Here is a 25,174-nt window from a genome sequence, read left to right as displayed (position 1 = left end):
GGACACTAGCGATCGATCAGCAATCGCCGGTGTCCTATCTCAATCGATCTGATACATACCGGCGTCTTGCAGGCTGAGCGGTGAGTCTTCGCGGGGGCGAGTCGCGTTTCACCTGCCGCCGGATTCCACACCATCGTAGCGGATCTCGAGACGACCCTCTGGGTACAGGACTTAGATCAACGCGTGAAACCCGTTCGTAAACACCAGATTTCATGGCATCATCGAATCGCGTGCCAGAGCGAAAGAGCGTTCCTGCTCGATCGGCGGTAACTCCGGGTCCCGGATCTCCACACCCGCGGCGCGCAGCAACTCAATTCTGTCGGCGGGCAGTTTGGCGACGTGCGCCTCCGACCGCACCCGGATCAACCAGTTTCCGAGCTTGTCCCCATCGGGGCTGCGGTAGTTGTGGGGAATCCTGGTGTGGCCGTACTCGTCCCGATAGGCCCGCACCGCGTCCAACCGCCGCTGCCAGGTCTGCTCGTCGGCGGTGGTGAAATGCCGTTTCCGGTTGCTCAGGTCCACCCCCAGCGCGATCAGGTCGGCCGCCAGGTCGGCGGGCAGCCGGCCTTGCAGGTGCCTGCGGTGGCAGTGCGCCAGCCACTTCCCGAGCTTGCGGCCGTCGGAGGTGACGAACGTCGACGGAATATCGGTGTGCCCATGGGCATCCCGGTATTCGGCCAGAGCGTCCAGCCACTGCTTCCACCGCTGCTGCTGTTCCTGCTCGCTGGTACCCACGTCCCTCCGAAATCTCGTCGACGACGATCAGCCTGTCCCCAGCACTTTTGCAGCCGGACGATTCGTACCGCGTCGGCACCCGCCATCGAACGTTCGACACGCCGCAGAAGCATCGGGCACAAGGGGCCGCTTCACATCTGACGACGGTGGTGCGGGTTGAATAGCGCGGTGGTCAGAAACGAAGTGGAACGGATTCGCCGGTTGATCGACGGCCTGCGCCGCGACCGGCGCACCCACCCGTACCACGATCGGCGCGAGTACTCCGCACGCGCGAACGAAGTCGCGGTGGCATGTCACGAGTTGATCGGCACCGAACCGACCGCAGTGCCAGCCTTGCTGCAGCGAGCGGTGGAGAGGGTGACCGCAACGCTGATGTACATGGACGACTCCGCCGGCATCGTCGGAGACAATCTGCGCGGGCTCATGGCCGTACACGCCCACGCCTGCATGGTTGCGCCACCGGACGCGAAACGGCTGGCGACGTGGCTGGTCAAGCTGCGCCTCGACGGCCCCGGATGGCCGGACTTCGAATTACGCGACTACGCCGATGCACTCGGCGACCGGGGCCGCCGCGAGATCGCTCGCCTGCTTGCCGACCGCGCCACAGCGGCCGACCCGGATCCGTACGGATGCGACGCATTCGGAATTCGCATCATGCGCGAGCAACTCGCCGAGACCTCCGGCGACGTCGACGAGTATGTCGCCGTGCTCGCCGAATCCCTGCACTCGGCCACGCAATACCTCAAGATCGTCGACGCGTTCACCGCGGCCGACCGCCACCCCGACGCCGAACAGTGGGCAGCACGTGGCCTGGGTCAGCGGGGCATACCCGAGGACGTCGCCAAGCTGCGGGATGTCTACGTGGATCTGCTGCTACGCCGCGGAGCGACCACCGAGGCGATGGACCTGCGGCGAAAGGTGTTCGATCAGCATCCGACCCGCCGCAACTACGCCGACCTGCGCCGCACGGCTTCGATGCTCGAGCAATGGGATGGACTGCGAGGCACAGCGATCGAGCGCCTTTACACCGCTGTCGCGGAACAATCCGGCTACGCCGACGAGTTGATCACCGTCCTCCTGCTCGACGAGGACGACCTCGACCAGGCTTGGCAGGTAGCGGGCGAGCATCCCGACAGCCTGTACGAATCCCGGTGGCGCCAGCTGATCGAATTGCGCCAGCCCGACCACCCAGCCGAGGTCATCGCGCCGCTACAACGGCTGATCGAGAATCGCCTGACCGACGACCGCGACAAACACCGCTACGATCGCGCCGTCAAACTGCTGCGGCAGCTCCGCGGCGCCTACCGAGCCGCCGGGAAATCTACCGATTTCGACGGCTACCAGGCCGAGTTGCGAGACCGCCACAAGCGCAAGACCTCGCTGATCGCGAAACTCGACCGCACCGGATTCTGACCCGGACCGACCGGTTTCGATAACGGTGCAGCTGCTGCACGCCGTTCCCGCAACCGTGGCCGCTTACCGGACGGTAGATGATCCAGCGGTTCGGGAAACGATTAGAGTGCCAATACGTGGCAAGCCCTCTGCTGGTGGTCGCCGACTCCAGCCTGGACAACGTATTCGACGACCGGACCTTTCAGCGCGGACTGAAATATGCGGAGCAAGGCCGTGTCACCTCGGCCGAATGGTTCCCCGCCGAGCTGGAACTGGTCGGCGAAGTCGAGGGATCCCACTACAACGCCTACGTTTCGACCATCCGGTTCGCCCGACGCCGGGGCGTGCTCGAGGTGGTCGATTCCGACTGCACCTGCCCGGTCGGATATCACTGCAAACACGCTGTGGCCCTGGCCATCACCGCATGCATGCCCGCGTCGGCCGCAGCGATGGACGCACGGCCGTCGTGGGAGACCGCGCTCGGCGATCTGCTGCCCGACCGCCAGGACACCGACACCGCCCCATTGGCGTTGCAGCTGAACGTGACACGGCGCCGCCCTGACACCTCGGGACCCGGCCCCTCGGTCACGGCCACACTGCGCCCGGCGCACACCGGCAAGACCGGATGGGTAGCGGGCAAGTTGAACTGGTCCAACCTGGGATACGCGCAGGCACCCGACGGGCGGCGTTTCGCACCCGATCACTTGCGGATCCTGCGGGAGTTGTACGGGCTGTATCTGAGCTCAGGGCGGTACGGCCACTATGGCTACGGCTCCGAAAAAACCGTGAACCTCGCCGCTTTCGACAGTCCCGCCCTGTGGATGATGCTGGCCACCGCCCACGACGCCGGAATTCCGCTCGTCCACGGCAAACGACCACTCGAGGAGAATCCCGCGCACGGCCGATACCAACTGCAGGTCGCCGACGATGGCGGGGATGTGACGATCACGCCCGTGATCCGGGTGGGGGAACGTCAGGTGACGCCGCTGTCGTTCGTCGGAGCCGGCGGCCACGGGGTCGTGTACACCGACCCCACCGATCCGGATGAGCGATTCCGACTGGCTCGGCTCGATCCTCCGGCCCCGGCACGGTCGCATCCCGCGCTGTACGCCCGGACAGGGCTGCGCGTACCCGCGAGCGACCGGAATCTCCTGCTCACCGGCTATTACCCGCGCTTACGCCACATGATCGATGCCGACAGCGAAACATTCGACGCACCAACCATTTCCGGACCGATCTTGATATTGGAGCTCGGCTGCGGACGAGACCACACCGTGCAGGTGCGCTGGCAGTGGGAGTACTCCATCGCCGACGACCCTCACCTGGTGCCCCTCGACAGCCGATCCGGTCACGAGTTCCGCGACAGCGCGGTCGAGCAGATTCTGATCACCGAGTTACCGGTGGATTTCCGCGACGCCGACCTCGCGCGGTTGCAGCCATCGGTCCTAGGATCGGCAACCGCCGAACTCACCGGCACCGACACCCTGCGTTTCATGACCCAGGTGCTGTCGCCGCTACGCGAGCACCCCGGCGTCCGCGTCGTAATACAAGGCGCGGCGACCGATTACCGCGACGCCGGTGACTCCCTGGTCATCGAGGTATCCACAGCTGCCGCCGACTCCGGCACCGATTGGTTCGACCTGAACATCACCATTTCGGTCGAATCCCATCCCGTGCCGTTCCGCGACGTCTTCACCGCGCTGTGCGCCGACGAGACCCACATGATCCTGCCCGACGGTGCCTATTTCACCCTCGACCGACCCGAGCTGCGGACACTGCGTTCACTCATCGAGGAAGCCCGCGCACTGCACGACGCGACTCCGGATCGCCTGCGCATCAGCAGATACCAGGCCGGGTTCTGGGACGAACTCACCGAACTCGGCGTCATCGGCTGGCAAGCCGCCGACTGGCAACAGCAGGTACGCGGACTGCTCGACACGACCGCCATCGACAATCCCCCCACCCCGACGGGTTTGAACGCCGAACTGCGCCACTATCAACTGGAGGGGTTCGCCTGGCTGGCATTCCTGTGGTGCCATCGCCTGGGCGGAATCCTGGCCGACGACATGGGACTTGGCAAGACCGTGCAGGCGCTGGCGCTCATCTGCCATGCCCGCCAACACGATCCCGACGCGCCACCGTGGCTGATCGTCGCACCCGCCAGCGTGGCACCCAACTGGGTCAACGAAGCCGCGCGGTTCGTGCCCGCCCTGCGCGTCACCGCACTCACCGACACGCTGCGCCGCTCAGGCCGCGACCTCGACGACATCGCCGCCACCGCCGAGGTCATCGTCACCTCCTACACCCTGCTGCGCCTGGACGCCGACTCCTACCTGGCACGATCCTGGTCTGGATTGCTGATGGACGAAGCCCAATTCGTGAAGAACCGTCAGGCCAAGACCCATCAGTGCGCCCGCCGCGTCGACGCCCCGTTCCGGCTGGCGATCACCGGCACCCCGATGGAGAACAACTTGATGGAACTGTGGTCACTGCTGTCCATCGTCGCGCCCGGCCTGTTCCCGCATCCGGTCAAATTCCGCGACTACTACGCCACCCCCATCGAAAAGGGCGGAAACACCGACCGTTTGGCGCGGCTGCAACGGCGAATCGCTCCCCTGCTGCGCCGCCGCACCAAAGAACAGGTAGCCCCCGAGCTGCCCCCGAAACTCGAGCAGACCCTGCACGTCGACCTCTCGCCCCGCCACCGCAAGATCTACGAAACCCGGCTACAGCACGAACGACGCAAGGTCCTCGGCCTGCTCGACGACGTCGACCGCAACCGCCTCACCATCCTGACCTCGCTGACAGCGCTGCGGCAGCTCAGCCTGCACGCAGGCCTGGTCGACGACAAGCACGACGCCGTCGAATCGGCCAAACTCGAAGCGCTGCTGGAACATCTGCGCGAGGTGGCCGAATCCGGGCATCGCGCACTGGTATTCAGCCAGTTCACCCGATTCCTGACCCGCGTCCGAGACCGGCTCGACGCCGAAGGCATCGCCCACAGTTATCTCGATGGCCGCACCCGCAAACGCGCCGAAGCCATCGAACGCTTCCGCGGCGGCACCGCCCCGGTCTTCCTGATCAGCCTCAAAGCCGGCGGATTCGGACTCAACCTCACCGAGGCCGATTACTGTTTCGTGCTCGATCCCTGGTGGAACCCCGCGACCGAGGCCCAGGCCGTCGACCGCGCCCACCGCATCGGACAAACCAACACCGTCTTGGTGTACCGACTGATCGCGAACGACACCATCGAGGACAAGGTGATGCGACTCAAACAACGCAAGGCCGCACTGTTCGACGGCGTCTTCGACGACGCCGGTGGAGGTTTCGCCGGCCAACTGGACGCTGCGGACATCCGCGCGCTGTTCGACTAGCACCGTGGCCGACAGTTCGTGCAGGTGCGCGGCGGGCTCAGGGTGTCACCGCAACCCGGCGTAAATCGTGTCGAGGTCGACCAGCATCGGACTGTCGGCCTGTTTCTGCGGCTGCCCCGGGCTGGTGCCGATAGCCAGGAGGTTCTCGTCGAATCCCGCCCCGCTGTAGCAGGTCAGAATGGTTTGGCTGGTGTCGTAACCTTTGGCCGCCAACAATTCTCGCGCTCGGCGCAAGCGGTCGACATGTCCGAGAGTCATCGTCCGGTCCCATTTCACCTCGCCCAGCGACAGAATGCGTCGCGGCCGATCGGTCTCCTCCGGTGCCAGCACCGCAACGTCGATCTGAATCTGTTTCCTGTCCCGTGGATCGTTGACCGTCGCGGCGGCCACCTGACCGGGCAGATCACCGAACACCTCCGATTCCACCGACATCGCCCACTCCCGGCAGATCCCCTCGAAGTGAGGGCCAACCACCTGCGATAGGAACGTCGCACGCGAATTACGCCATGCCGCTTCGGGATTCCCGCGTTCCAGCCGGGTCCATTCCCGCCGCATGATCGCCTCATAGAACACGATCAGCGGTTCGGCCACCCGATACACCGACTTGCCCCGATTGAACGGATCCCCCTCCCGAATCACCAACTGCGCGTCCTCGAGCACCGACAGCGGATGCCCGATATCGGTGGAACTGCGACCAATCGTGTTCGCGATACCGCCACGTGTCGTGTGCCCGCCCGCGATCGCGCCCAGCACCGCGTGATATAGCGCCACATCGCGAATCTCCGTCTCCTCCGCCAGCAGATACCTCGCCTCCCGGAACAACGGCACCTGCGGATTGAGCACCGTCCGAAGCACCCAGGAATCGAAGTCCTCCAACGACTCCGGAGCATCGCCCGCAACGAACTCACGCCGATACGCCGGCGTCCCGCCAACGATCGCGTGCACCAGCACCGCCAGGCGCGGATCATCGAGTCCCCAGAACCGAGCCGCCTCACGATATCCGAGCGGCTTGACGATCAATTCCAGACTCGCCCTCCCCCGCAGCGGCGCACTGCCTGCCAGCAACCCTCCCATCACCGACATCGCCGACCCGCACAACAACACCCGCGAACCCGCCCGCCGTGCATAGCCGCGGGGATCGAGCGCGCGCTGCAACACCGACGGCAACGACGGACTCGCTTTAGTCAGATACGGAAACTCGTCGATGATGACCAGTCCATCCCCGACCACCGCGAACAGCCGCTCGAGCGCCTCGTCCCAGTCTCGGAACGCATACCGGCCACCACCCGCGTACGCGGCGACCGCCGCACCGAAGCCTTCCAGCGCCTCGACCTCGGTCGCATCAGTCGCGGTGAAGAAGAAACCGCCGACGACGTCGGCCAGCGCGTCCAGCAAGAACGTCTTGCCCTGCCGCCGCCGCCCACTGACGATCCCCAACCGCACATCCGGACTCGACGACGTCGCGAACCGCACCAACCCGTCCCACTCGCGATCGCGGTCGAACACCCGGTCCGGCTTCACCAAGGCTGCCATGAATAGAACTATACTTCTAATAAGTACACTTCTACAGTTGGAGCGCCGGGGGGCTCGGGGCATCCAGGTTGGAGTGCATGATCACGCTCATGGAACGCGATCTTTGTGCACGAAAGCGATCATGTAGATCCAATCTACGTAGATCGTGTCTACATAAATCATGACCATCTAGGAGTTGGGAGGGCCAAACAACCCGACCGACCAGCCCGGATGCGAGGGCACCGTTCGGCTCGTTGCCATGCGACCGGAACAGGTGCTACGCAGCACGAATGTCCAATCCCGCACTCCAACCCGGCACCATCGGACAGCCCGGCATCCGACCGCTCCCTGACGGACGCTACGAAGCTAGACTGCTGTGCCGCAACAACCTCGGCATTTACCGCAAGCCCAGACGAACCGGCCGCACCGAACGCGAAGCCGCGTGGAAGGCCCGCAAGGCCGCGACCGAGTGGATCGGCAGCAATCCCGGCAGCCGCACCGTGAAACCGACCACCCGACTGACGGATCTCGCCGACATCTGGCTGGCCGAAACGGAAACTGCGCGGCCACCTCGCCGCAGGCACCCTCACGATCTACGAGTATCAACTCGACCGCGCCCACGGCAGAGGAGCCCGACGCGACGCAATCAAGATCAAACCCTCCATCGGGTCCCTGACCATCCGCGAAGCGACCACAGCGCGGATGAACGAATACATGATCACGCTCATGGAACGCGGACACACCGCCAAAGCCACCCAACACTGGATCATCCTGTCGGGCATGTTCGACACCGCTCGCCGCCACGGCGCCATCGACCACAATCCAATGGACGCCACCCTGCGTCCCGCTCGCCGACTCGACGAACCACATACCCTGCCGCACAACGTCTTCGACGGCTTCCTCCGCCAAGTCGACACCTGGTGCCACGACAAAGCCATCCCGGGCCGCCCCGCACGCCACGGCGGCACCACCCGCGACGCACGCATCTACTGGACCATCCAGCTGCTGCTGGACACCGGCGTCCGCCCCGGCGAACTGCTCGGCTTACGCATCCACGACGTCGAACTCGACGTCCCGACCCCGGGCATCTGGATCCGCGGCAAACTCGAAAACCAAGGCAAGGGCCGCGGCTGGCGCTGGCAGCCAGGTCTCAAGACCGGATCGAAAGGCATTCGCCGCCTGGCCCTCTCCTCCCGAGGAATACGAGCAATCCACGAACTGCTCGCCTACGGCATCCCTTCTGAAGACAACCTCCTCATCCCCTCCCGAACAGGAAAAGGATGGAGCCCCAACAACTTCGGACGCCTCTGGCGCACCGTCCGAACCGACGAATTCGCCGCCGTCACCCCCACCCAGATCCGCCACCGCGTCGCCACCGACATCCGCGACATCAACGGCATCGAAGCAGCCGCCGCACAACTCGGCGACTCACCCCTCGTCGTCGCACGCTACTACGCAGCCCGCAACCAGCACGTGGACAACCGAACAGCACTGGAACCAACCAGCGGATAGACACACCGCTCCCGACCAGCCGAAAACCATTCGATCATGGACCAATCACGGACCTTTTCGACCCCACCACGATGAAAGCCTCCGACCCGGAAATTCATATTCCCTGGTCGGAGGCAATTCCGAAGCTCCCCCATCTGGACTCGAACCAGAAACCTGCCGATTAACAGTCGGCTGCTCTGCCAATTGAGCTATAGGGGATTGTTTCCCTGGCTGGCCCTTCCGGACCGGCCGGAGAAAACTTTAGCGTATCGGTTGTACAGTTCCCAAATCGCGGCTCTACCTGCGGGAACATGGGCGGGGCGGACACGGGGTGCCGGATCGACAGGGTGGGGTGGGGTCGGGCAGGATGTGGGGGCGGAATGGTCTATGGGAGGAGCTTCTCGGGATGCTGCGGTTGATCATCGGTGTGGCGGCTGGGTACGTGCTGGGCGCTAAGGCCGGGCGGGCTCGGTATGAGCAGATCAGTAAGACGACCCGCGCGATCAGCGAGAGCCCGGTCACACGGAAGGTCGTGATGATGGGGCGGCAGAAGCTCTCGGACAAGCTGAGCACCCAGCCGAAGCTGGAACCGATGGTGCCGCTGGATGAGCGCACCACCATCCTCGTGCCGCAGGATCAGCTGCGCCGCTGAGGGATTGGGGCGTTGCCCCTTGCCCCCCCTTGTAGCGGCTGCGCCCCCACACCCCGGCGATAGGACGGCGGGCTGCGCCGCCTGCCACCTGAAGTTGAAACCGGGAACCTGCCGATTAACAGTCGGTGGGTCAGCTGCCGACTGCGAAGTCGCCCGAGTTGCCCATGGCTTGGGTCAGAAGAGATTTCCGGTACTGCTCCAATGCGACCAGATCGCCGAACAATGCCATGTAGGCGTCGGGTTGTTCGGTGGAGGAGATGCGCTGGAGTTTGGACTTCAGCTCCGCGATTTGGCGGCCCACCCAGGATTCCTGGGTGCGGGCCAGGACGCCGGTGACGAAGCGGGGGATGTCGTCGGCGGATTTCACGGGGAGCGGCTCGGCGGCCAGTTCGGAGACCAGGGCGCGCATGGTGAGGTCGTCGGTGTTGTCGGCGACCATGGTGACCCATTCGGCGCCGGTGACGCCGCTGGCGGTGCCGCCCGCTTCGACGATGGCGGCGCGGACGGCCACGTAGGCCGGGTGGGTGAAGGCTTCGGGCTCGAGGGAGTCGAAGACGGGGCCCGCGAAGGCGGGGTATTGCAGTGCGGCGGCGAGGGTTTGGCGCTGCGGGAGCAGGGTGGGGTCGTGGGGGTTGGGGCGGGCTGCCGGGTGTTCGGCGACCTCGGGGCGGGCTTGGCGTTCGGGGATGCCGGGTTTGGTGCCGGTGCGGGCGCCCTTGCGGGCCTCGTCGCCGACGCGGCGGACGACCTGCTGGATGTCGTCCCAGCCGACCCAGCCCGCGAGTTTGGTGGCGTACGCCTTGCGGAGGGCGAAGTCCTTGATCTGCGACACCACGGGGACCGCGCGGCGCAGCGCCTCGACCTGTCCCTCGGGTGAGTCGAGGTTGTGTTCGGCGAGTAGGCCGCGGATGACGAACTCGTACAACGGGACTCGGCGGGCGACCAGGTCTCGGACCGCGCCGTCGCCGTTGCGCTGGCGGAGTTCGCAGGGGTCGAGGCCGTCGGGGGCGACGGCGATGTAGGTCTGGCCTGCCAGTTTCTGGTCGCCGGAGAAAGCCTTCAACGCGGCGGCCTGGCCGGCGGCGTCGCCGTCGAAGGTGTAGATGATCTCGCCGCGCCAGAAGTTGTCGTCCATGAGCAGGCGGCGCAGGATCGCGAGGTGTTCGTCGCCGAAGGCGGTGCCGCAGGAGGCGACCGCGGTTTTGACGCCGGACAGGTGCATGGCCATAACGTCGGTGTAGCCCTCGACTACGACGGCCTGATGGCCCTTGGCGATCTCACGCTTGGCGTGGTCGAGGCCGAAGAGCACCTGGGACTTCTTGTACAGCAACGTTTCCGAGGTGTTGATGTACTTGGCGGTCATGGTGTCGTCGTCGTAGAGTCGGCGCGCGCCGAAACCGATGACCTCGCCGCCGAGATTTCGGATGGGCCACAGCAGGCGGCGGTTAAAGCGGTCCATGGGGCCGCGCTGGCCCTGCTTGGACAGGCCCGCGGCCTCCAGCTCCTTGAAGTCGAAACCCTTGCGCAGCAGGTGTTTCGTCAGGGTGTCCCAGCCGCCGGGGGCGTAGCCGCAGCCGAACTGGCGGGCGGCGTTGTGGTCGAAGTTGCGGTCGGTGAGGTACTTGCGGGCGGCCTCGGCCTGGTGTTCGCCGAGCTGCGCCATGTAGAACTCGTGCGCGGCAGCATTGGCGGCGACCAGGCGGGCGCGGGTGCCGCGATCGCGCTGGACCGAGGTGCCGCCACCCTCGTAGGTGATCTTGTAGCCGACCTTGTCGGCCAGCTGCTCGACGGCCTCGACGAAGCCGATGTGCTCGAGCTTCTGCAGGAACGCGAACGCGTCGCCGCCCTCGCCGCAACCGAAGCAGTGGAACACACCGTGATTGGGACGGACGTGGAAGGACGGGGACTTCTCGTCGTGGAAGGGGCACAGGCCCTTCATCGAGTCGGCACCGGCACGTTTGAGGGTGACGTACTCACCCACGACATCCTCGATCCGGACACGTTCACGAATCGCCGCGATATCGCGGTCCGGAATACGGCCTGCCACGGCAGCGAGTCTAGCCCCGCGCAACCGACACGCGCTCCCCCGCCTCTCCGTGCCTCGGCGCCCGGCAGAGAGCCGTTCACCGCCCCATATGCGGACCGGCGGTCAGATGGCGAACCTATTTTGGACGTCCCGACGAGTTACCCCGCTCGCAACGAAATCAGTCGTCCGGACCCGAACGACCAACCATGCAACCGAACTGCCAGGATCTAGCGGTGCTCAGCCTGTACCACGACGCCCGGACGCCGGTGCATACCGTGCCCGCCGGGACGAAACTGCTGGTGCTGGCGGTCGCGGGCACGGCGCTGTTCTTCGTGCCGTCGATCGTGTGGCTGGCTGTCGCACTCGCGGTGGTGCTGGGTTTGTATGGGCTGGCTCGCATTCCGTGGCGGACCACCGGGCGGCAGGTACTGGGACTCGCGCCGTTCCTCGCGCTGATCATGCTGGCGCAGGTGATCTTCACCGGGTGGCAGAGCGCGATTCTGGTCGGGGAACGGCTGCTCACCCTGGTTCTGCTGGCGAATCTGGTGACGCTGACCACACGCACCTCGGCCATGATCGACACCGTCGAGCGGGTCTTGCGGCCGCTGAAACCCCTGGGTGTCCGGCCCGAACGCGTCGGCCTGCTGGTCGCCATGACCATCCGGTTCATACCGGTCATCCGCGAACAAGCCGAATTGGTGCGCGCCGCACAGCGCGCCCGCGGCATCGAACGCAGCACGGTCTTCCTGGTCCCGCTACTGATCCGCACACTGCGCGTGGCCGACGGTGTCGGTGAGGCCCTCGATGCCCGCGGACTGGACTGACCAGTCGCCATTTAGGATGCCTCGGTGCGTAGTAGGGATTTGGCGCAGATCGCGCTGTTCGCGGCAATCATGGTGGTTCTGGGCTTCTTCCCGCTGATCCAGTTGCCGGGAGCGTTCGCGCCGTTCACCTCGCAAACTCTGGGCGTCATCCTGGCCGGGTCGATTCTGGGCGCGAAGCGCGGGGCGCTGGCCATCCTGCTGTTCGACGTGCTGGTCTTCATCGGCTTGCCGGTGCTGCCGGGCGGGCGCGGCGGACTGTCGGTGATCATGGGCCCGACGGGTGGATTCGTGATCGCCTATCCGATCGGCGCGTTCGTGATCGGCTTCCTCACCGAGCTGGTGTGGCGGCGCTACAACATCTACTTCGCGCTGCCGATCAACTTCCTGGGCGGCGCGATCGTGCTGTACGCTATCGGGATTCCGTGGATGGCGGCGGCCGCGCACATCTCGCTCGGCAAGGCCATCACCACGTCGGTGGCGTTCATCCCGGGTGACATCGTGAAGGTCGTCATCGGATCCCTGGCGGCGGTGGCGGTCCGCCGGGCCTATCCGATGATCGAGGACCGCGTGATTCGCGATCGCGCATGATCGAGATCGAGGGCGTGGCCCACCGTTTCGGGGAGCGCGAGGTGCTGAAGAACCTCGATCTGACCCTGCGCGAGAACCGGATTGCCGTCATCGGCTCCAACGGCTCGGGCAAATCCACCTTCGCGCGCCTGCTCAACGGCCTCCAGGTGCCCACCGACGGCGAGGTCCGCGTCGACGGCCTCGATACCCGCAAGCAGGGCAAGGCCGTTCGCAAGCTGGTCGGATTCGTCTTCCAGGATCCGGACGTGCAGATCGTCATGCCGACGGTCGCCGAGGATCTGGCGTTCGGCCTCAAGCACCACGGCGTCGCCAAGTCCGAGATCGCCGACCGCGTCGACGCGACCCTCGCCGAGTACGGCCTTACCGAATTCCGCGACCATCCAGCGCATCTGCTCAGCGGCGGCCAGAAACAGCTGCTGGCCATTGCCGCCGTGCTGTCGGTCCGGCCGAAGTACGTCGTCTTCGACGAGCCGACAACCCTGCTGGATCTGCGCAACAAGCGCCGCATTTCCGGTCTGCTGCACGAACTTCCGCAGCAGCTGATCGTCGTCTCGCACGACCTGGAGCTGCTGACGGATTTCGACCGTGTGCTGGTCTTCGACGACGGCCGCCTCGTCGCGGACGGCCCGCCGGCCGACACCATCCCCTTCTACGTGGCCATGCACACCGCGAATTGAACGGGCACACCGCGAACTGACCGGGCAGACTGCGAACTGACCGGGCAGACCGCCAGCCGATTCACTCCTCGCGCCCGAAAAGATGCCGCCGCACATGCGCGTTCAACCGCTGCCCCGGCCGCGCATTGAACGCCATGTGCACGCTCACCCGCGGAATCTCCCCCTGCACCGGCGTCACCCGATGCCGGGACCGCCGCCCCGCATGCAGCACCAACATCCCCGGCACCGTCGGCAGCATCTTCACCAAATGCCGATGCCGCATCGGCAGCCCGCCCCCGCGCTCGATGAAAGCCCCCGGCAGCGGAATGTATTCGAGCGCCCCGCCCCGCTCCGGCGCGACAATGTGCAGCATCACCGTGTAATCCGACATGTCGTAGTGCCAGTCCTGCACGTCCCCGTTCTCGTGGATCTGCACCGTCATCGCGCCCAGTTCGTCGGCCGAGCGGTACGCCTGCTCCCCCACCAGCTGAGACACGAACTGCCGCAAGGGCTCCCAGTGGTAGAGCGCCTTCAACGGCGAGGAATCCGGTATCCGGTCGTAGGCCACGGTGTACTCGAAACGCATGGCGTCACCGAGCCCGTCGGACAAAACATCCGCGGCCATCTCGGTAACCGCGGCGGGGCGCAGGAATTCGGGCCGCACGGTGACGCCGCTGACCAGGAAGTCCGCCTGGGATCGCTCGATCACCTCGCGCAGGCGCGTCACGGACCGCCGGTCCAGCGGATATCTGTCCAGGTCGACAGTGCCGTCCACCTCGCGTGTCATCGCGCCCCCTGCCGCTGAATTCGCCGGAATCAGGGTATCGCGGCGGCGATGCGTTCCAGGCGGCTCTCGGTGTAGGAGGCGATTTGGTCGACGATCACCCGGACGCGGGCGGTGTCGTCGGCGGCGGTCTCCCACCACGGCAGCAGCAGCCGGTCCAGGCCGTGCGGGGCGGCCTCGAGCAGCCGGTTGGCGACCAGCAGCACGCGTTCGCGCTGCCCGGCCTGGCGGACGCGGTGGATGGGGTCGGAGAGTACGTAGCGCAGCGCCATGGTCTTGAGCACGGCGACCTCGGCGGCCACCACCCGCGGCACTTCCAGATCGGCGGCGTAGCGCGACAATTGGCGGCCGCCCCACCCGGCCCGGGTGGCCTCGACCGCGGCGGTGGCGAAGCGGCCCACCAGGTCGCTGGTCAGCCGCTTCAGGGCGACGGAGGCGCGCAGGGAGCCGTCGTATTCGATGGCCGCGGCGACCACCGGCATTTCCGAGAGCCGTTGGGCGGCGGCCACCAGCTCGTCGACCGTCAGCGAAGGGTGCTGGCGCGCACCGAGTTCCGCCAGCGCCGCCTGCTCGACCGGGTCGGCCAGCGCGCGCAGGTCGATGCGGCCCGCGATCACCCCGTCCTCGACGTCGTGCACGGAGTACGCGACATCGTCGGACCAGTCCATGATCTGCGATTCCAGGCATTGGCGGCGCTCCGGCGCGCCCTTGCGGACCCAGTCCAGGCGGTCCATGTCCACGCCGTAGGCACCGAACTTGGAGTTCGGACCCGTTCTGCCCCAGGGATATTTGATGACCGCGTCCAGGGCGGCGCGGGTCGGATTGAGTCCGAAGCTGCGGTCATGATCGTCGATCACCTTCGGTTCCAGCCGGGTCAGAATGCGCAGGTTCTGCGCATTGCCCTCGAAACCGCCGTGCCTGTCGGCGAATTGGTCCAGCGCCTTCTCGCCATTGTGCCCATACGGCGGGTGCCCGATATCGTGCGCGAGCCCGGCCAGATCCACCAGATCCGGATCGCACCCCAGGCTGTCGGCGATGCTGCGCCCGATCTGCGCGACCTCCAGCGAATGCGTCAGCCGGGTGCGCGGGGTGTCACCGTCGCGCGGCCCCATGACCTGCGTCTTGTCCGCCAGCCGCCGCAGCGCCGCGGAATGCAGCACCCGCGCTCGATCCCGCGCGAACTCGCTGCGCCGGGCCGGGCACGGCGACCAGCTCAATCCGGCGGTCCGCTCGGTTTCGGGCACCATGCGTTCCCGATCGGCCTCGGTGTACACCCGGTCATAGTCGATGCGCGCGTTCATTGCTCACTGATCCGCCGTGTATTTGAAATCCGCCGAGAAGTGGGTCAGCTGATACCACAACAACGCGAAGGTCTCCCGGAAAATGCCGTGCGCCTGCGATTCCCGCGTGTAGACCGCGGGCCCGGTGCGGGTGGGCGCGGTCCAGGCCTTCAGCCCGGCGTCGCGCGCCATGGTGCGGGTGCGCAGCGAGTGCCACGGGTCGCTGACCAGCACCACCGATGTCTTACCCCGCGCCAGCAGGGCTTTCGACACCGCCTCCACGCTCTGCAGGGTGTCGGAACCGGTTTCGACGGCCAGGATCCGATCCCCGGGGACGCCGCGGTCCTCCAGGTAGATCTTGCCCGAGGCCGCCTCGGTGTAGTTGTCGCCGACCTGTTTGCCGCCCACGGTGACGATCATGGGCGCGATCTGTTTGCGGAACAGCTTGTAGGCCTGGTCCAGTCGCGCCTGGAACACCGAGGACGGGGTGCCGTCGTACTGGGCCGCGCCCAGCACCACGATGGCGTCGGCCGGGGTGTAGTCGTCGATGCGGGCCACCTGCCAGACCCGTACGGCGGTACCGCCCACCACCAGCAGGCCCATGACGAGCGCGCCGAGCACCAGCCGCCGTGTCCAGCGCCAGACGCCGCTGGCGCAGCCGCTCGCGGGCGTGGGTTCGGTCATGTCGCGAACCAGCCAATCCGGCTCGACGGGACGGTTCCGGAGTTTCACCAACCGCGTCGCCGCCACTCGGGCAACTGCGGGCGCTCGACGCCGAGGGTGGTGTCGTCGCCGTGGCCCGGGTACACCGCGGTGTCGTCCGGGTAGCGGTCGAACAGTTTGGTTTCCACATCGCCGAGCAGCGAGGTGAACTGCTCGGGCGAGAGCGTCCGGCCGACGCCGCCGGGGAACAGCGAGTCACCGGTGAACAGGTGGGTGCGGCCCGCGCCGTCGGTCAGCGCCAGCGCGACCGAGCCGGGGGTGTGGCCGCGCAGGTGGATGGCCTCCAGTTCGAGCTCGCCGACCTGGAACTTGTCGCCGTCCGCGAGTAGGCGGTCCGGCTTCACGGGTAGCGGATCGGCGTCGAGGACGTGGGCGGCGGTGGGAATCTCGGTCGCCGACACCACATCCCGCAGCGCCATCCAGTGATCGCGATGCTGGTGGGTGGTGACGATGAGCTCCACGCGACCCGGGGCCTCCTGGCCGACGAGCTCGAGAATCCGGTCCGCCTCGTTGGCGGCGTCGATCAGCACGGTGGCACCGGTGGCGGTGCACTGCACCAGGTAGACGTTGTTGTCCATGCCGCCGACGGACATCTTCACGATGCGGGCGCCCGGCACCTCGCGCTGCTGCGGGTTGGAGCCGGGGGCGACGTGTCCCGTGTAGGGGGAATCGATCGTGATCACGTGATCGATGGTAGTCATGGCGGCCGACACAGTGTGCAGAAGAAACCGACCCTCCGCGTTCCACAGTTAGATTCAGAGGATGCGGCTACCGAAGCAGCTGTGCCTCGTGCTGACCGGATTGCTCCTGGCCTTGGCCCTGGTCGGCGGGCGGGCAGCACCCGTGCTCGCCGACGAGCCGCTGCGGCTGCCGAGCTATGTGACCGACAACGCGGGCGTGCTCGACCCCGGGCAGACCGCCGAGCTGCAACAGGCCATCGACTCGCTGTATTCGCGCGACCACGAGCGGCTGTGGGTGGTCTACGTGCGGAATTTCAATGGGATGGACTCGCATTCGTGGGGCGAGCAGACCGCCCGATTGTCCGGATTCGGGGATCGGGACGTGCTGCTGTCGGTGGCGGTGGACGATCGCGCCTACGCGTTCACGGGCACACTGCCACCGGCGGTCAGCGACAAGGAACTGGACGCGCTGCTCGTCGACCAGGTCGAGCCGAAGCTGCGGGCCGGGGATTGGGCGGGGGCCGGACTGGCCGCGGCCACCGGGCTGACGCAGGCCATGAGTGGTTCCGGCGGGGTCGGATTCGGGACGCTGCTGATCCTGGCGCTGGTCGTGGTGCTGGTGGTGCTCGCGGTGTGGGTGTGGTCACGACGGCGCAAGACCCGGCGTGCGCACGCGGTGCTGGAGTCCGCGCGCAAGACGGATCCGACCGATACCGCCGCGCTGGAAGACCTCCCGCTGGTGATCCTGGACGCCCTGTCCAAGGAGACGCTGGTCGACACCGACAACGCGATTCGCACCAGCACCGAGGAATTGCGCCTGGCCACCGACGAATTCGGCGCCACCACCACCGCACCCTTCACCGCCGCGCTGGAAGCCGCGAAAAGGGCGCTGGCCAAGGCGTTCTCGATCCGCCAGCAGCTCGACGACGACATCCCCGAGACCCCGGACCAGCAGCAGCGCATGCTCATCGACCTCATCTCGAGCTGCGGCAGCGCCGACCGCGACCTCGACGCCAAGGTCAGCGAATTCGACGCCATGCGAAACCTGCTCATCAATGCCGGTGACCGTCTCGACGCGCTGACCCGCGACCTGGTGGAACTCACCGCCCGCCTGCCCAAATCCCAGACCACCCTCACCCAGCTGATCGCCGAACACCCGGCCTCGGTGCTGGCCCCCATCCACGACAACGTGACCATGGCGACCGAGCGAATCGGCTTCGCGGAGCAGACGATCGAGAACGGCCGCGCCGCTGTCGCGAAGCCCGTCGGCCAGCAGGGCGCGGCCGTCGCCGATATCCGGTCCGCCGAATCCGCCGTGGACGCCGCCCGCACCCTGCTCGACGCGGTGGACAATGCCGCCACCGACATCGACCAGGCGCGAGCCGGGCTACCCGGCATCATCGAGGAACTCCGCCGCGACCTCGCCACCGCCGCCGACCTGTCCGTCCACGGCGGCACCGAATTACCCACGGCCACAACGGCCGCCCGCACCGCGCTGGACCAGGCCACCGCCGACGCGGCAACCAACCCCCTGGGCGTCTTCCGCCAGGCAGTCGCCGCCGACACCGCCCTCGACCAGGCCATCGCCTCCGCCACCGACCGCAAGCACGCCGCCGAGGAACTCGCCCGCCGCCTCGACCAAACCCTGACCGCCGCCCGCAGCCAGATCAACGCCGCCGCCGATTTCATCAGCACCCGCCGCGGCGGCATCGACGCCGAACCCCGCACCCGCCTGGCCGAGGCCCAGCGCAGCCTGCAACAGGCCGAACAACTTTCGACCTCCGACCCCGCCGCCGCCCTCCAATCCGCCCAACGCGCCGCCGAACTCGGCTCCCGAGCCCTCATGACCGCCCAAGCAGCCGTCCGCGACTGGCAAACCCAGCAACAACGCCTCACCACCGGCCCCCAATCCGGCTCCCCCACCGACGCCATCCTCGGCGGCATCCTCATCGACGGCATGCTCCGCGGCATGGGCAACCAATACCGCAGCGGCGGAGGCGGTTTCGGCGGAGGCGGCAGCTACGGCCCCGGCTCCTTCGGCGGCTCCGACGGCTCCCGCCGCATCAGCCGCGGCGGCCGCTTCTGACCGTCGCGTTCGATCAAGTCAGGCGCAAGGGAGCCCGGATCCGTACCCGGGCTCCTCCGGACTCGGCCCGGCTCGAACGGGCAGCTGCCCTCTCCACAATTGCGGGCGCGCTCATCCGGTGGCCAACGCGCCTCAGGCGAGATCAGCGCAGACTGTAGCTTCCGAACCGACTCGCGGACAACAACTTATCCAGAACCACGTCGTCGGCGGCCGAACGCTAGCCCGACAAGCCCGACTTACGCAGTCCCGGCGTCACGAACCCGTACTGCCGGGCGTCGTTCAATGCTCTGCCCATTGATCTCCCCCGCCGCCGACCGGTTCGATGAGCAGCCAGTAGCGGGCGCGCGCCTATCGCCGGTGTTCGGCACTGCTTCGGTGTCGGCTGCGATGGCTACAGTCGCACGGTGGTTGAAATCGCTGTACTGCGTGCACTTCCGGCGCCTGACCAACTGCGGCGCAGGTCCCGTGTGCTGGCGCTGCTCGATTGTGTGCTGGGCGGCATGGCACCGGCTCATCCGACTCGGACGTATCGTTACGTCGAGGACCGGCGTCCCGGGGAATCGCTGGCCTCGATGGACAACGGTGCCGGTGACGAATACTCCATCGTGTTCAGCAGCGCCGGGACGTACGTGCGCGGGTTCGACCACTATTCGGAGCTGAACACCTACGGCCAGAGCGACACCGGTGAGCTGTGGCCGGGGCTGACCGACGGGCTCCCGGCGCCCTTTCACACCTACGTCACCGATGCGGCCTTCCGGTTCGACGAGGAGCCGACCATGACCGTCTGCCTCTGGCGACTGTCCACCGACAGCGGTTGGCAGACAGGCCAGACCGTTCAGCTCGATGAGGAGGACTTGAACGGCGACGGCTCGGATTGGCTGTTCGACCAACTCATCGACTGGTCCGCGGAGCCCAAGGCCGACCACTACCGCCGCTACTTCGATCTGCCGGCCGATCCTGACCATGCTGCGTTGCACGCGATCATGGAGGGCGCACCGATCACGGCCGATCTCGTACATCGGTTGAATCCTCACATCGACCTTGCAATCGTGACCGAAGAGGCCGCGATCTCCGGAATCCCGGTCAGCTTCTGACAGAAGCCATCTCAGAGAAGCCTTCGCCAGACAACCGGTCATCGGCAGGATCAGAGCGCCGACATCTGCGGTTCGCCGAGGATGTGCAGCCCGACCCGCGAGGCCAGCCAGGTGGCTCGTTCGGGATGGACCTGCTCCGCATGGATGTGCAGGCCGACTGGTGGGCCGATCGACCCGATCAGGACCCCTGTGCCCCGGTCCCTTCATCGGGTACCGGCGATGACCCATACGAGAGCCTGCCGATACACCTCCGACACTGGTGTGTAGCACCGGAATCGGTCGAAGCTGTGCTGGAGGCGGCCGGTGGTGAGATGGTGGCTGCCCGATGGGATTTCCATCGACGACGAACCGAATCAGAATGCAGTCGTCGTCGACCTTGTAAAACACCGCTCGGACCGCGGTCGAGACCTCGCCCCACAAGACGCGATCGCCCGAAGCGAGAAGCGCACTACGGCTTGGCCCTGACTGGTCCAGTCAGCGCGACCAGCGGCATAGCGCGTTCGTAGATCGCCAAGTCGGCGCCACCCGGGTGTACGCACCGTACAAGATCAGGGAGCTCTCACTGCGGAAATTTGTCCACTTCCCCTCGCTGACAGCTCCCTGATCTTGCCGGCTGACGGACCACCCGACGGAATCGCCACGAGAATGCACTGGGGTACACGCCTTCTCGACGTTTGTGTTCGGGGATGCATGCTCACCGCGCATCCTGGACTGCAGGCATGAGCGGGTGTTCGGCGGCGGGGGTCGCGGACTCGTTGGAACGGTTGGGTTGCGTCAGATGCGTGTTGCGGGGTGAAGTCTGGTCTGTGGGGTGATCTGGATTTTGTAGGACATGGGAGTTGATGCATCGGGTTGATGCGCTGGCGGCCGGGCGGCGGGAGCTGCCGATGGTTCGGATCGACACGGAGTCACGGCGGGTGAGCAGTCGGGGATCAGCGATTTCTGGCGTGACGACGATCAGCACCACGACCTGTACGGCAAATCGCTTGCGGCCCATTGTCACCGACCGCGGTGGTCAGAAGAGGACTCCCTGGATGCAGGTGTCGGTGACGAGTTCTCGGTCGCCGTAGCGGACGGCGGATGGATCCCATTGCGCGCCGAGGCCTTCGATGAAGGACTTGGCGATGGCGAGGTCGGAGCGGTTGGCGACCAGGATCAGGGTGCCGTCGGCGGTGATCGAGCCGCCGCCGAGGCGGTCGCGGGCCGCGGAGTCGGTGAGCAGGGCGTCGTGTAGGCGGGTGCGGTCTACGCCGGGGACGCGGATCAGGAAGCCGTCGGTGCGTTCGTTGTCTTCGGGGAGGTAGACGATGCCGAGGACGGCTTCCTGGTTGTGGCGGAGGCGCAGGTCGTCGGCTATCCAGCAGAGGTTCTCGCTGCTGGTGCAGGCCAGGTCGAAGCGGCGGGCGGGCTCGTAGGTGATCTGCTGGGACTGGTCTGACCAGAAGACGCCGTCGACCTTCTCGGAGCCGACCGCTACGCCGAGTTCCATGAGCGCGTTGAGATTCACTTCCGTCTCGAACAGGGAGAGCTGGTCGTTCAGGCGGGGGTCGGCGGGGTCGGTGATGGTGGCGGTGTTGGTGGTGGCGAACAGTTCCGCCGTGGGTTGCAGTGTGTTGCCGGGTACGCAGAACGGGCTGGCTTGGGATGTTCCCGACCCGGTGGTGAGCAGGGCCCCGGTGAGTGCGACCACGGCCAGCAGGGCCGCGGTGATTCTCGCAATGAACATCTCGGACATCACCCTCTCTCGCGAGAGTCGAAACTCCACGAGTTCGAACGAAATGAGAAGCAGTTCGAATTGTATTGCGATACGACGCCGGGAGGCACCGTTCCGGCCCAGATGATCAGAGCCAGCCCAGCCGTTCGGCGGCTCGGACGGCCTCGGCGCGGGTCCGGGTGCCGGTTTTGCCGATGGCGGCCGAGAGGTGGTTGCGGACCGTGCCCTCGGACAGGTGCAGCTGCTTGGCGATCGCGCCCGCGGTCGCGCCGTCGGCGGCCGCGGCGAGAACTTCACGTTCCCGGGCGGTCAGCGGCGAGGTGCCCGCGGTGAGGGTCTCGGTGGCCAGGGCCGGGTCGACCACGCGCAGGCCCATGTGGACGCGGCGGACGGCGTCGGCGAGCTCGCGGGCCGGGGTGTCCTTGACGACGAATCCGGATGCTCCGGCGTCGATGGCGCGGCGCAGGTAGCCGGGCCTGCCGAAGGTGGTGACCATGAGGATGCGCACCTCCGGATGCGCGGCATGCAGCTGCTGAGCGGCCGAGATACCGTCCAGGCCGGGCATTTCCACATCCAGCAGCGCCACGTCGGGCGCGGTGCGCGCGACCGCGGCCAGCACCTCGTCGCCGCGTCCGACCTCGGCGACCACGTCCAGGTCGGGTTCCAGGCTCAGCAGCGCGGCGAGCGCGCCGCGGACCAGGGCCTGGTCGTCGGCGAGCAGTAGTTTGATCACTTCGGCTCCTTGTTCGTCGCCGGAAAGCTTGCCAGCACCCGCAATCCGCCCTCTTGTCGATCGGTCAGGGTGAGGGTGCCGCCGGTGGCCTGCACCCGCTCGCGCAGCCCGGACAGCCCCGAGCCGGCCCGGCCCGAATCGCGTATGCCGACACCGTCATCGGACACCTCGATGCTGGTCGGGGTGACCCGCACCCAGCAGTGCCCGGCCCCGCTGTGCCGCACCACATTGGTGACGGCCTCGCGCAGCACCCAGCCGAACACCACGCTGTAGCGGATCGGCAGCTCGTCGGAATCCGGTAGCTCGGCGTCGATTTCGGCGGCGTTCAGGGCGGTGCGGGCATTGGCCAGCTCCCCCGCCAGCGAAACCTCGCGCAGCCCACCGACTGTCGTGCGCACGCCCGCCAGCGCCTCGCGCGCGAGCCGCTCCACATCGGCCATCTCGGTCTTGGCGCGCTCCGGATCGAGGTCGATGAGCCGTTGCGCCAGTTCGGTTTTCACCGTGATGACGGTGAGCGAATGGCCGAGGATGTCGTGCACGTCCCGGCCCACCCGCAACCGTTCCTCGGCCACCGCCAGGTCGGTGAGCTGCTTGCGCGCCATATACAGTTGATGGTTGCGCATGAGGATCACCCGGAGTCCGCCGACCGCGAGACCGGCCAGTGCCACCGACTGCATGAGCGGGTAGTTCGGCGAGTGCCCGACGGCCAGTTGCGGAATCACGGTCGCCGCGAGAATCACCGCGGCCACCATGGGGATCGCCCATCGCGCCGACATGGTGAACCCGATATAGGAGGCCAGATAGACACCCAGCCCGGTGACCTCGAAGCGCAGGGTCACCGCCGCAGCGAGAATCAGCGCCACCTGTAGCGCCAAGGGCCAGACCACTGTGCGCAGCTGCGGACTCGGCGGCCACGGCTGACGCACCGGCCCCCGCACCAGGAACCAATACGATCCGACATACACGACGCCGAAGGCCACGATCACCGCGAGCGTGTACCCCCGCGCCACCGGATTCTCCAGCTCCCAGCCCTTGCGCAGCGGGTCGATCAGATAGACCACCCATGCCGCCGAAAACAATGCCCCGAACCGTCGCCGCCGCCGAACGCCCTCGTCTTCCTCGTCCACAGCGCCGGACGCTACCCGACCTCGCACCGGCGCTCCCGACGACATGAGCGTGGCCCTCGTCGACATAATGCGTCGCGAACAGCACGATCGGACCGCGACGGCGGGACCGCCGGATGGCGTTCCAGCAGTCCCGTCGAGCTGTGACAGCCATTCCGGTGGTTCATACCCCTACTGTCGGCCGACGGGGATCCGGGCGCTTCCCCCGTCCGTCACCACTCCCGCATGACAGATGTCATGGCCGGGTCGGCGACCGGTCAGGCGGTGACGGTCACCGTGTGCAGACCACCAGGCCCGATCGGGAAGGGCGGGCGCTCCCCCGCGTCCTGGACCTCGCCCGAGCGGCTGATGGCGCGGGCCTGGATGGTGTGGGTGCCGGGCGGGAGGTCGACGATGGTGCGCCAGCGCCGCCAGGCGGCGGGGGCCAGTTCGGAGCCGAGTTCGACGGGGAACCACTCCGTCTCGTCGATGCGGAGTTCGACGCCCGAGACGCCGTGGGGCGGGGCCCAGGCCACGCCCGCCACGGTGAACTTGCCGGAGTCCGAGGGGCCGCAGGTGGCCACGTCGATGCGGGATTCGGGTCGGACCCAGAGGGTTTCGGCGGGCCAGCCACGTTTCCACCAGTAGTCGACGTGGGTGTCGTCGGCGAGTTCGAGTTCGGTGATCCACTTCGCGCCCGTGTACTGGCCGTAGATGCCGGGGACGAAAACCCGTGCGGGGAAGCCGTGTTCGGGCGGCAGCGCTTCGCCGTTCATGCCGATGACCAGGTAGCCGGGCCATTCGCCGGTGCGCAGCGGTTCCAGTGGCAGGGAGATGGTGTAGCCGTCGACGGCGCGGGTGACCAGGCGGGTGGCCCCGGATTCGGGGACGGCGTGTTCGAGCAGGGTGGTCAACGGGACGCCGAACCAGCGCGCATTGCCGCAGCGGTGGGACCCGACCGTGTTGTGCACGCACACCATCACGGCGTCGAATTCGACCGCCTGCTCGGCCAGGTCGGCCAGGGACAGGCGCAGGTGGTGGGCGACCTTGCCGCCGATGGACAGCCGCCACTGGGTGGGGTCGATGCGGGGCGGCCGCGAATTCACGTCCGCCACATAGAATTTGCCCGCCGCGGTGATCAGCGGGGTCAGGCCCGGCTCGATGCCGATGCCGTCCTCGGGGACCGGTGCGTGCGCGCCCATGGGCCCGACCCGGCGGGCCTGCTCGCGGTGGCGCAGGTCGTCGCGGCGCAGCAGCGACTCGGCCGCGGCCAGCATGCCGGTTCCCGCTGCCGCCCAGAGGAATTCGCCGCCGAAGCCGGTCGGCCGCCGCCGCAGTCCGGCACGCAGCACCGCCGCGGCGGTGAGGCCGCCGAGTGCGCCGGGCACCGACCGGTCGGCGCTGCGCAGCGCCGCGGCCGCGGTTCCGGCGCCGAAGGCGACCGCCGCGGGTGTCCGCAATCGCGGTGGCAGCAGCGCCATTCCGGCCGCCGCCGCGACACCGCCCAGCGCGACGCCCAGGCGGGTCATCTCCTTGTCGTGCCTGCCCGCCCGCGCGACCATGGTCTCCACCACCGGCACCGGCGCGTAGTCGGCGGCCAGCCGCCCCAGACCGTCGAGCGGCGAACCGCCCCGGGCCGCCGCCAGCAGCTCGCCCGCGCCGAGTGCGCCCAACCCCACGGCCGCCGCCCCCAGCAGCCGCCTCTTCTCGTCCACCGACACTTGCTC

20 protein-coding genes and 1 tRNA gene are annotated in these 25,174 nt (G+C 67.2%); 9 read left to right on the top strand and 12 right to left on the bottom strand.

Annotated features, from left to right (window positions below):
* Nucleotides 1-210 precede the first annotated feature (210 nt).
* Complete coding sequence (locus NS2_RS05460) at nt 211-735, bottom strand: helicase associated domain-containing protein (protein WP_036552659.1); 525 nt, start codon at nt 733-735, stop codon at nt 211-213.
* A gap of 168 nt (nt 736-903) precedes the next feature.
* On the opposite strand from NS2_RS05460, the gene NS2_RS05455 reads away from it, so the two are divergent.
* Together NS2_RS05455 and NS2_RS05450 are read left to right on the top strand one after the other, a co-directional pair.
* Complete coding sequence (locus NS2_RS05455; RefSeq protein ID WP_143161402.1) at nt 904-2,148, top strand: DUF6880 family protein; 1,245 nt, start codon at nt 904-906, stop codon at nt 2,146-2,148.
* Between the two features lie 116 nt (nt 2,149-2,264).
* Entirely contained in the window at nt 2,265-5,501 is a 3,237-nt protein-coding gene (locus NS2_RS05450) for a DEAD/DEAH box helicase (protein WP_033086224.1), read from the top strand.
* Nucleotides 5,502-5,546: 45 nt separating this feature from the next.
* Here the strand turns inward: NS2_RS05450 and NS2_RS05445 are convergent, their stop codons facing one another.
* On the bottom strand, nt 5,547-6,896 hold the full coding sequence (locus NS2_RS05445) for an AAA family ATPase (RefSeq protein ID WP_261772263.1): 1,350 nt from the start codon (nt 6,894-6,896) through the stop codon (nt 5,547-5,549).
* A gap of 819 nt (nt 6,897-7,715) precedes the next feature.
* Here NS2_RS05445 and NS2_RS05440 point away from each other — a divergent pair.
* Complete coding sequence (locus NS2_RS05440) at nt 7,716-8,525, top strand: tyrosine-type recombinase/integrase (protein WP_033086222.1); 810 nt, start codon at nt 7,716-7,718, stop codon at nt 8,523-8,525.
* 125 nt (nt 8,526-8,650) lie between these two features.
* On the opposite strand, the gene NS2_RS05435 is transcribed toward NS2_RS05440, so the two are convergent.
* Nucleotides 8,651-8,723, bottom strand: a tRNA-Asn gene (locus tag NS2_RS05435).
* Between the two features lie 187 nt (nt 8,724-8,910).
* Here NS2_RS05435 and NS2_RS05430 point away from each other — a divergent pair.
* The gene (locus tag NS2_RS05430) at nt 8,911-9,156 is read left to right on the top strand and encodes a hypothetical protein (protein WP_033086249.1); all 246 of its coding nucleotides are present in this window, start codon (nt 8,911-8,913) and stop codon (nt 9,154-9,156) included.
* A 130-nt stretch (nt 9,157-9,286) separates the two neighbouring features.
* Here NS2_RS05430 and dnaG read toward each other — a convergent pair whose 3' ends face one another.
* Nucleotides 9,287-11,203, bottom strand: a complete 1,917-nt coding sequence (gene dnaG, locus NS2_RS05425; protein ID WP_033086221.1) for a DNA primase — start codon at nt 11,201-11,203, stop codon at nt 9,287-9,289.
* A gap of 212 nt (nt 11,204-11,415) precedes the next feature.
* On the opposite strand from dnaG, the gene NS2_RS05420 reads away from it, so the two are divergent.
* Genes NS2_RS05420 through NS2_RS05410 form a run of 3 tightly spaced genes read left to right on the top strand, consistent with a single transcriptional unit; the run spans nt 11,416 to nt 13,271 of the window.
* Nucleotides 11,416-12,006, top strand: a complete 591-nt coding sequence (locus NS2_RS05420) for an energy-coupling factor transporter transmembrane component T family protein (protein ID WP_063876854.1) — start codon at nt 11,416-11,418, stop codon at nt 12,004-12,006.
* A gap of 24 nt (nt 12,007-12,030) precedes the next feature.
* Nucleotides 12,031-12,594: a biotin transporter BioY gene (locus tag NS2_RS05415; RefSeq protein ID WP_033086219.1), complete on the top strand. Its 564-nt coding sequence runs from the start codon at nt 12,031-12,033 to the stop codon at nt 12,592-12,594.
* The gene (locus NS2_RS05410; protein ID WP_033086218.1) at nt 12,591-13,271 is read left to right on the top strand and encodes an energy-coupling factor ABC transporter ATP-binding protein; all 681 of its coding nucleotides are present in this window, start codon (nt 12,591-12,593) and stop codon (nt 13,269-13,271) included. The genes NS2_RS05415 and NS2_RS05410 overlap by 4 nt, the downstream gene beginning before the upstream one ends.
* Before the next feature lie 61 nt (nt 13,272-13,332).
* Here NS2_RS05410 and NS2_RS05405 read toward each other — a convergent pair whose 3' ends face one another.
* From NS2_RS05405 to NS2_RS05390, 4 genes are read right to left on the bottom strand one after another with little or no spacing between them, the layout of a single operon-like run.
* The gene (locus tag NS2_RS05405; RefSeq protein ID WP_036549188.1) at nt 13,333-14,037 is read right to left on the bottom strand and encodes a HalD/BesD family halogenase; all 705 of its coding nucleotides are present in this window, start codon (nt 14,035-14,037) and stop codon (nt 13,333-13,335) included.
* A 29-nt stretch (nt 14,038-14,066) separates the two neighbouring features.
* Nucleotides 14,067-15,335, bottom strand: coding sequence for a deoxyguanosinetriphosphate triphosphohydrolase (locus NS2_RS05400; RefSeq protein ID WP_033086216.1), 1,269 nt, complete (start codon nt 15,333-15,335; stop codon nt 14,067-14,069).
* A gap of 3 nt (nt 15,336-15,338) precedes the next feature.
* A complete protein-coding gene (locus NS2_RS05395) occupies nt 15,339-15,998 on the bottom strand; it encodes a YdcF family protein (RefSeq protein WP_033086248.1) in 660 nt (219 codons plus the stop codon).
* Between the two features lie 44 nt (nt 15,999-16,042).
* On the bottom strand, nt 16,043-16,738 hold the full coding sequence (locus NS2_RS05390; protein WP_033086215.1) for an MBL fold metallo-hydrolase: 696 nt from the start codon (nt 16,736-16,738) through the stop codon (nt 16,043-16,045).
* 61 nt (nt 16,739-16,799) lie between these two features.
* Here NS2_RS05390 and NS2_RS05385 point away from each other — a divergent pair, with 61 nt between their 5' ends.
* Both NS2_RS05385 and NS2_RS05380 read left to right on the top strand, forming a co-directional pair.
* Complete coding sequence (locus NS2_RS05385; protein WP_033086214.1) at nt 16,800-18,803, top strand: TPM domain-containing protein; 2,004 nt, start codon at nt 16,800-16,802, stop codon at nt 18,801-18,803.
* A gap of 404 nt (nt 18,804-19,207) precedes the next feature.
* A complete protein-coding gene (locus NS2_RS05380) occupies nt 19,208-19,897 on the top strand; it encodes a hypothetical protein (protein ID WP_045436547.1) in 690 nt (229 codons plus the stop codon).
* A 1,015-nt stretch (nt 19,898-20,912) separates the two neighbouring features.
* Here NS2_RS05380 and NS2_RS05375 read toward each other — a convergent pair.
* From NS2_RS05375 to NS2_RS05360, 4 genes are all read right to left on the bottom strand, one after another.
* Complete coding sequence (locus NS2_RS05375) at nt 20,913-21,623, bottom strand: hypothetical protein (RefSeq protein ID WP_197707846.1); 711 nt, start codon at nt 21,621-21,623, stop codon at nt 20,913-20,915.
* Between the two features lie 115 nt (nt 21,624-21,738).
* A complete protein-coding gene (locus NS2_RS05370; protein WP_033086213.1) occupies nt 21,739-22,344 on the bottom strand; it encodes a response regulator transcription factor in 606 nt (201 codons plus the stop codon).
* Nucleotides 22,341-23,471, bottom strand: a complete 1,131-nt coding sequence (locus NS2_RS05365; protein ID WP_036549180.1) for a sensor histidine kinase — start codon at nt 23,469-23,471, stop codon at nt 22,341-22,343. The genes NS2_RS05370 and NS2_RS05365 overlap by 4 nt, the downstream gene beginning before the upstream one ends.
* Before the next feature lie 254 nt (nt 23,472-23,725).
* The gene (locus NS2_RS05360; protein ID WP_158544116.1) at nt 23,726-25,162 is read right to left on the bottom strand and encodes a molybdopterin-dependent oxidoreductase; all 1,437 of its coding nucleotides are present in this window, start codon (nt 25,160-25,162) and stop codon (nt 23,726-23,728) included.
* Nucleotides 25,163-25,174 lie beyond the last annotated feature (12 nt).

This window comes from Nocardia seriolae NBRC 15557 (assembly GCF_007990715.1).
In the GTDB taxonomy this organism is placed as follows: domain Bacteria; phylum Actinomycetota; class Actinomycetes; order Mycobacteriales; family Mycobacteriaceae; genus Nocardia; species Nocardia seriolae.
The sequence above is the reverse complement of the archived record's forward strand: the minus strand, read 5'-3'. Positions and strand labels throughout refer to the sequence as shown.

Coding starts and splice junctions, on each gene's coding strand:
- NS2_RS05440 (WP_033086222.1), top strand. CDS start 7,716: ATGAACGAATACATGATCACGCTCATGGAACGCGGACACACCGCCAAA.
- NS2_RS05405 (WP_036549188.1), bottom strand. CDS start 14,037: ATGACACGCGAGGTGGACGGCACTGTCGACCTGGACAGATATCCGCTG.
- NS2_RS05410 (WP_033086218.1), top strand. CDS start 12,591: ATGATCGAGATCGAGGGCGTGGCCCACCGTTTCGGGGAGCGCGAGGTG.
- NS2_RS05390 (WP_033086215.1), bottom strand. CDS start 16,738: ATGACTACCATCGATCACGTGATCACGATCGATTCCCCCTACACGGGA.
- NS2_RS05400 (WP_033086216.1), bottom strand. CDS start 15,335: ATGAACGCGCGCATCGACTATGACCGGGTGTACACCGAGGCCGATCGG.
- NS2_RS05375 (WP_197707846.1), bottom strand. CDS start 21,623: ATGTTCATTGCGAGAATCACCGCGGCCCTGCTGGCCGTGGTCGCACTC.
- NS2_RS05430 (WP_033086249.1), top strand. CDS start 8,911: ATGCTGCGGTTGATCATCGGTGTGGCGGCTGGGTACGTGCTGGGCGCT.
- NS2_RS05385 (WP_033086214.1), top strand. CDS start 16,800: ATGCGGCTACCGAAGCAGCTGTGCCTCGTGCTGACCGGATTGCTCCTG.
- NS2_RS05395 (WP_033086248.1), bottom strand. CDS start 15,998: ATGACCGAACCCACGCCCGCGAGCGGCTGCGCCAGCGGCGTCTGGCGC.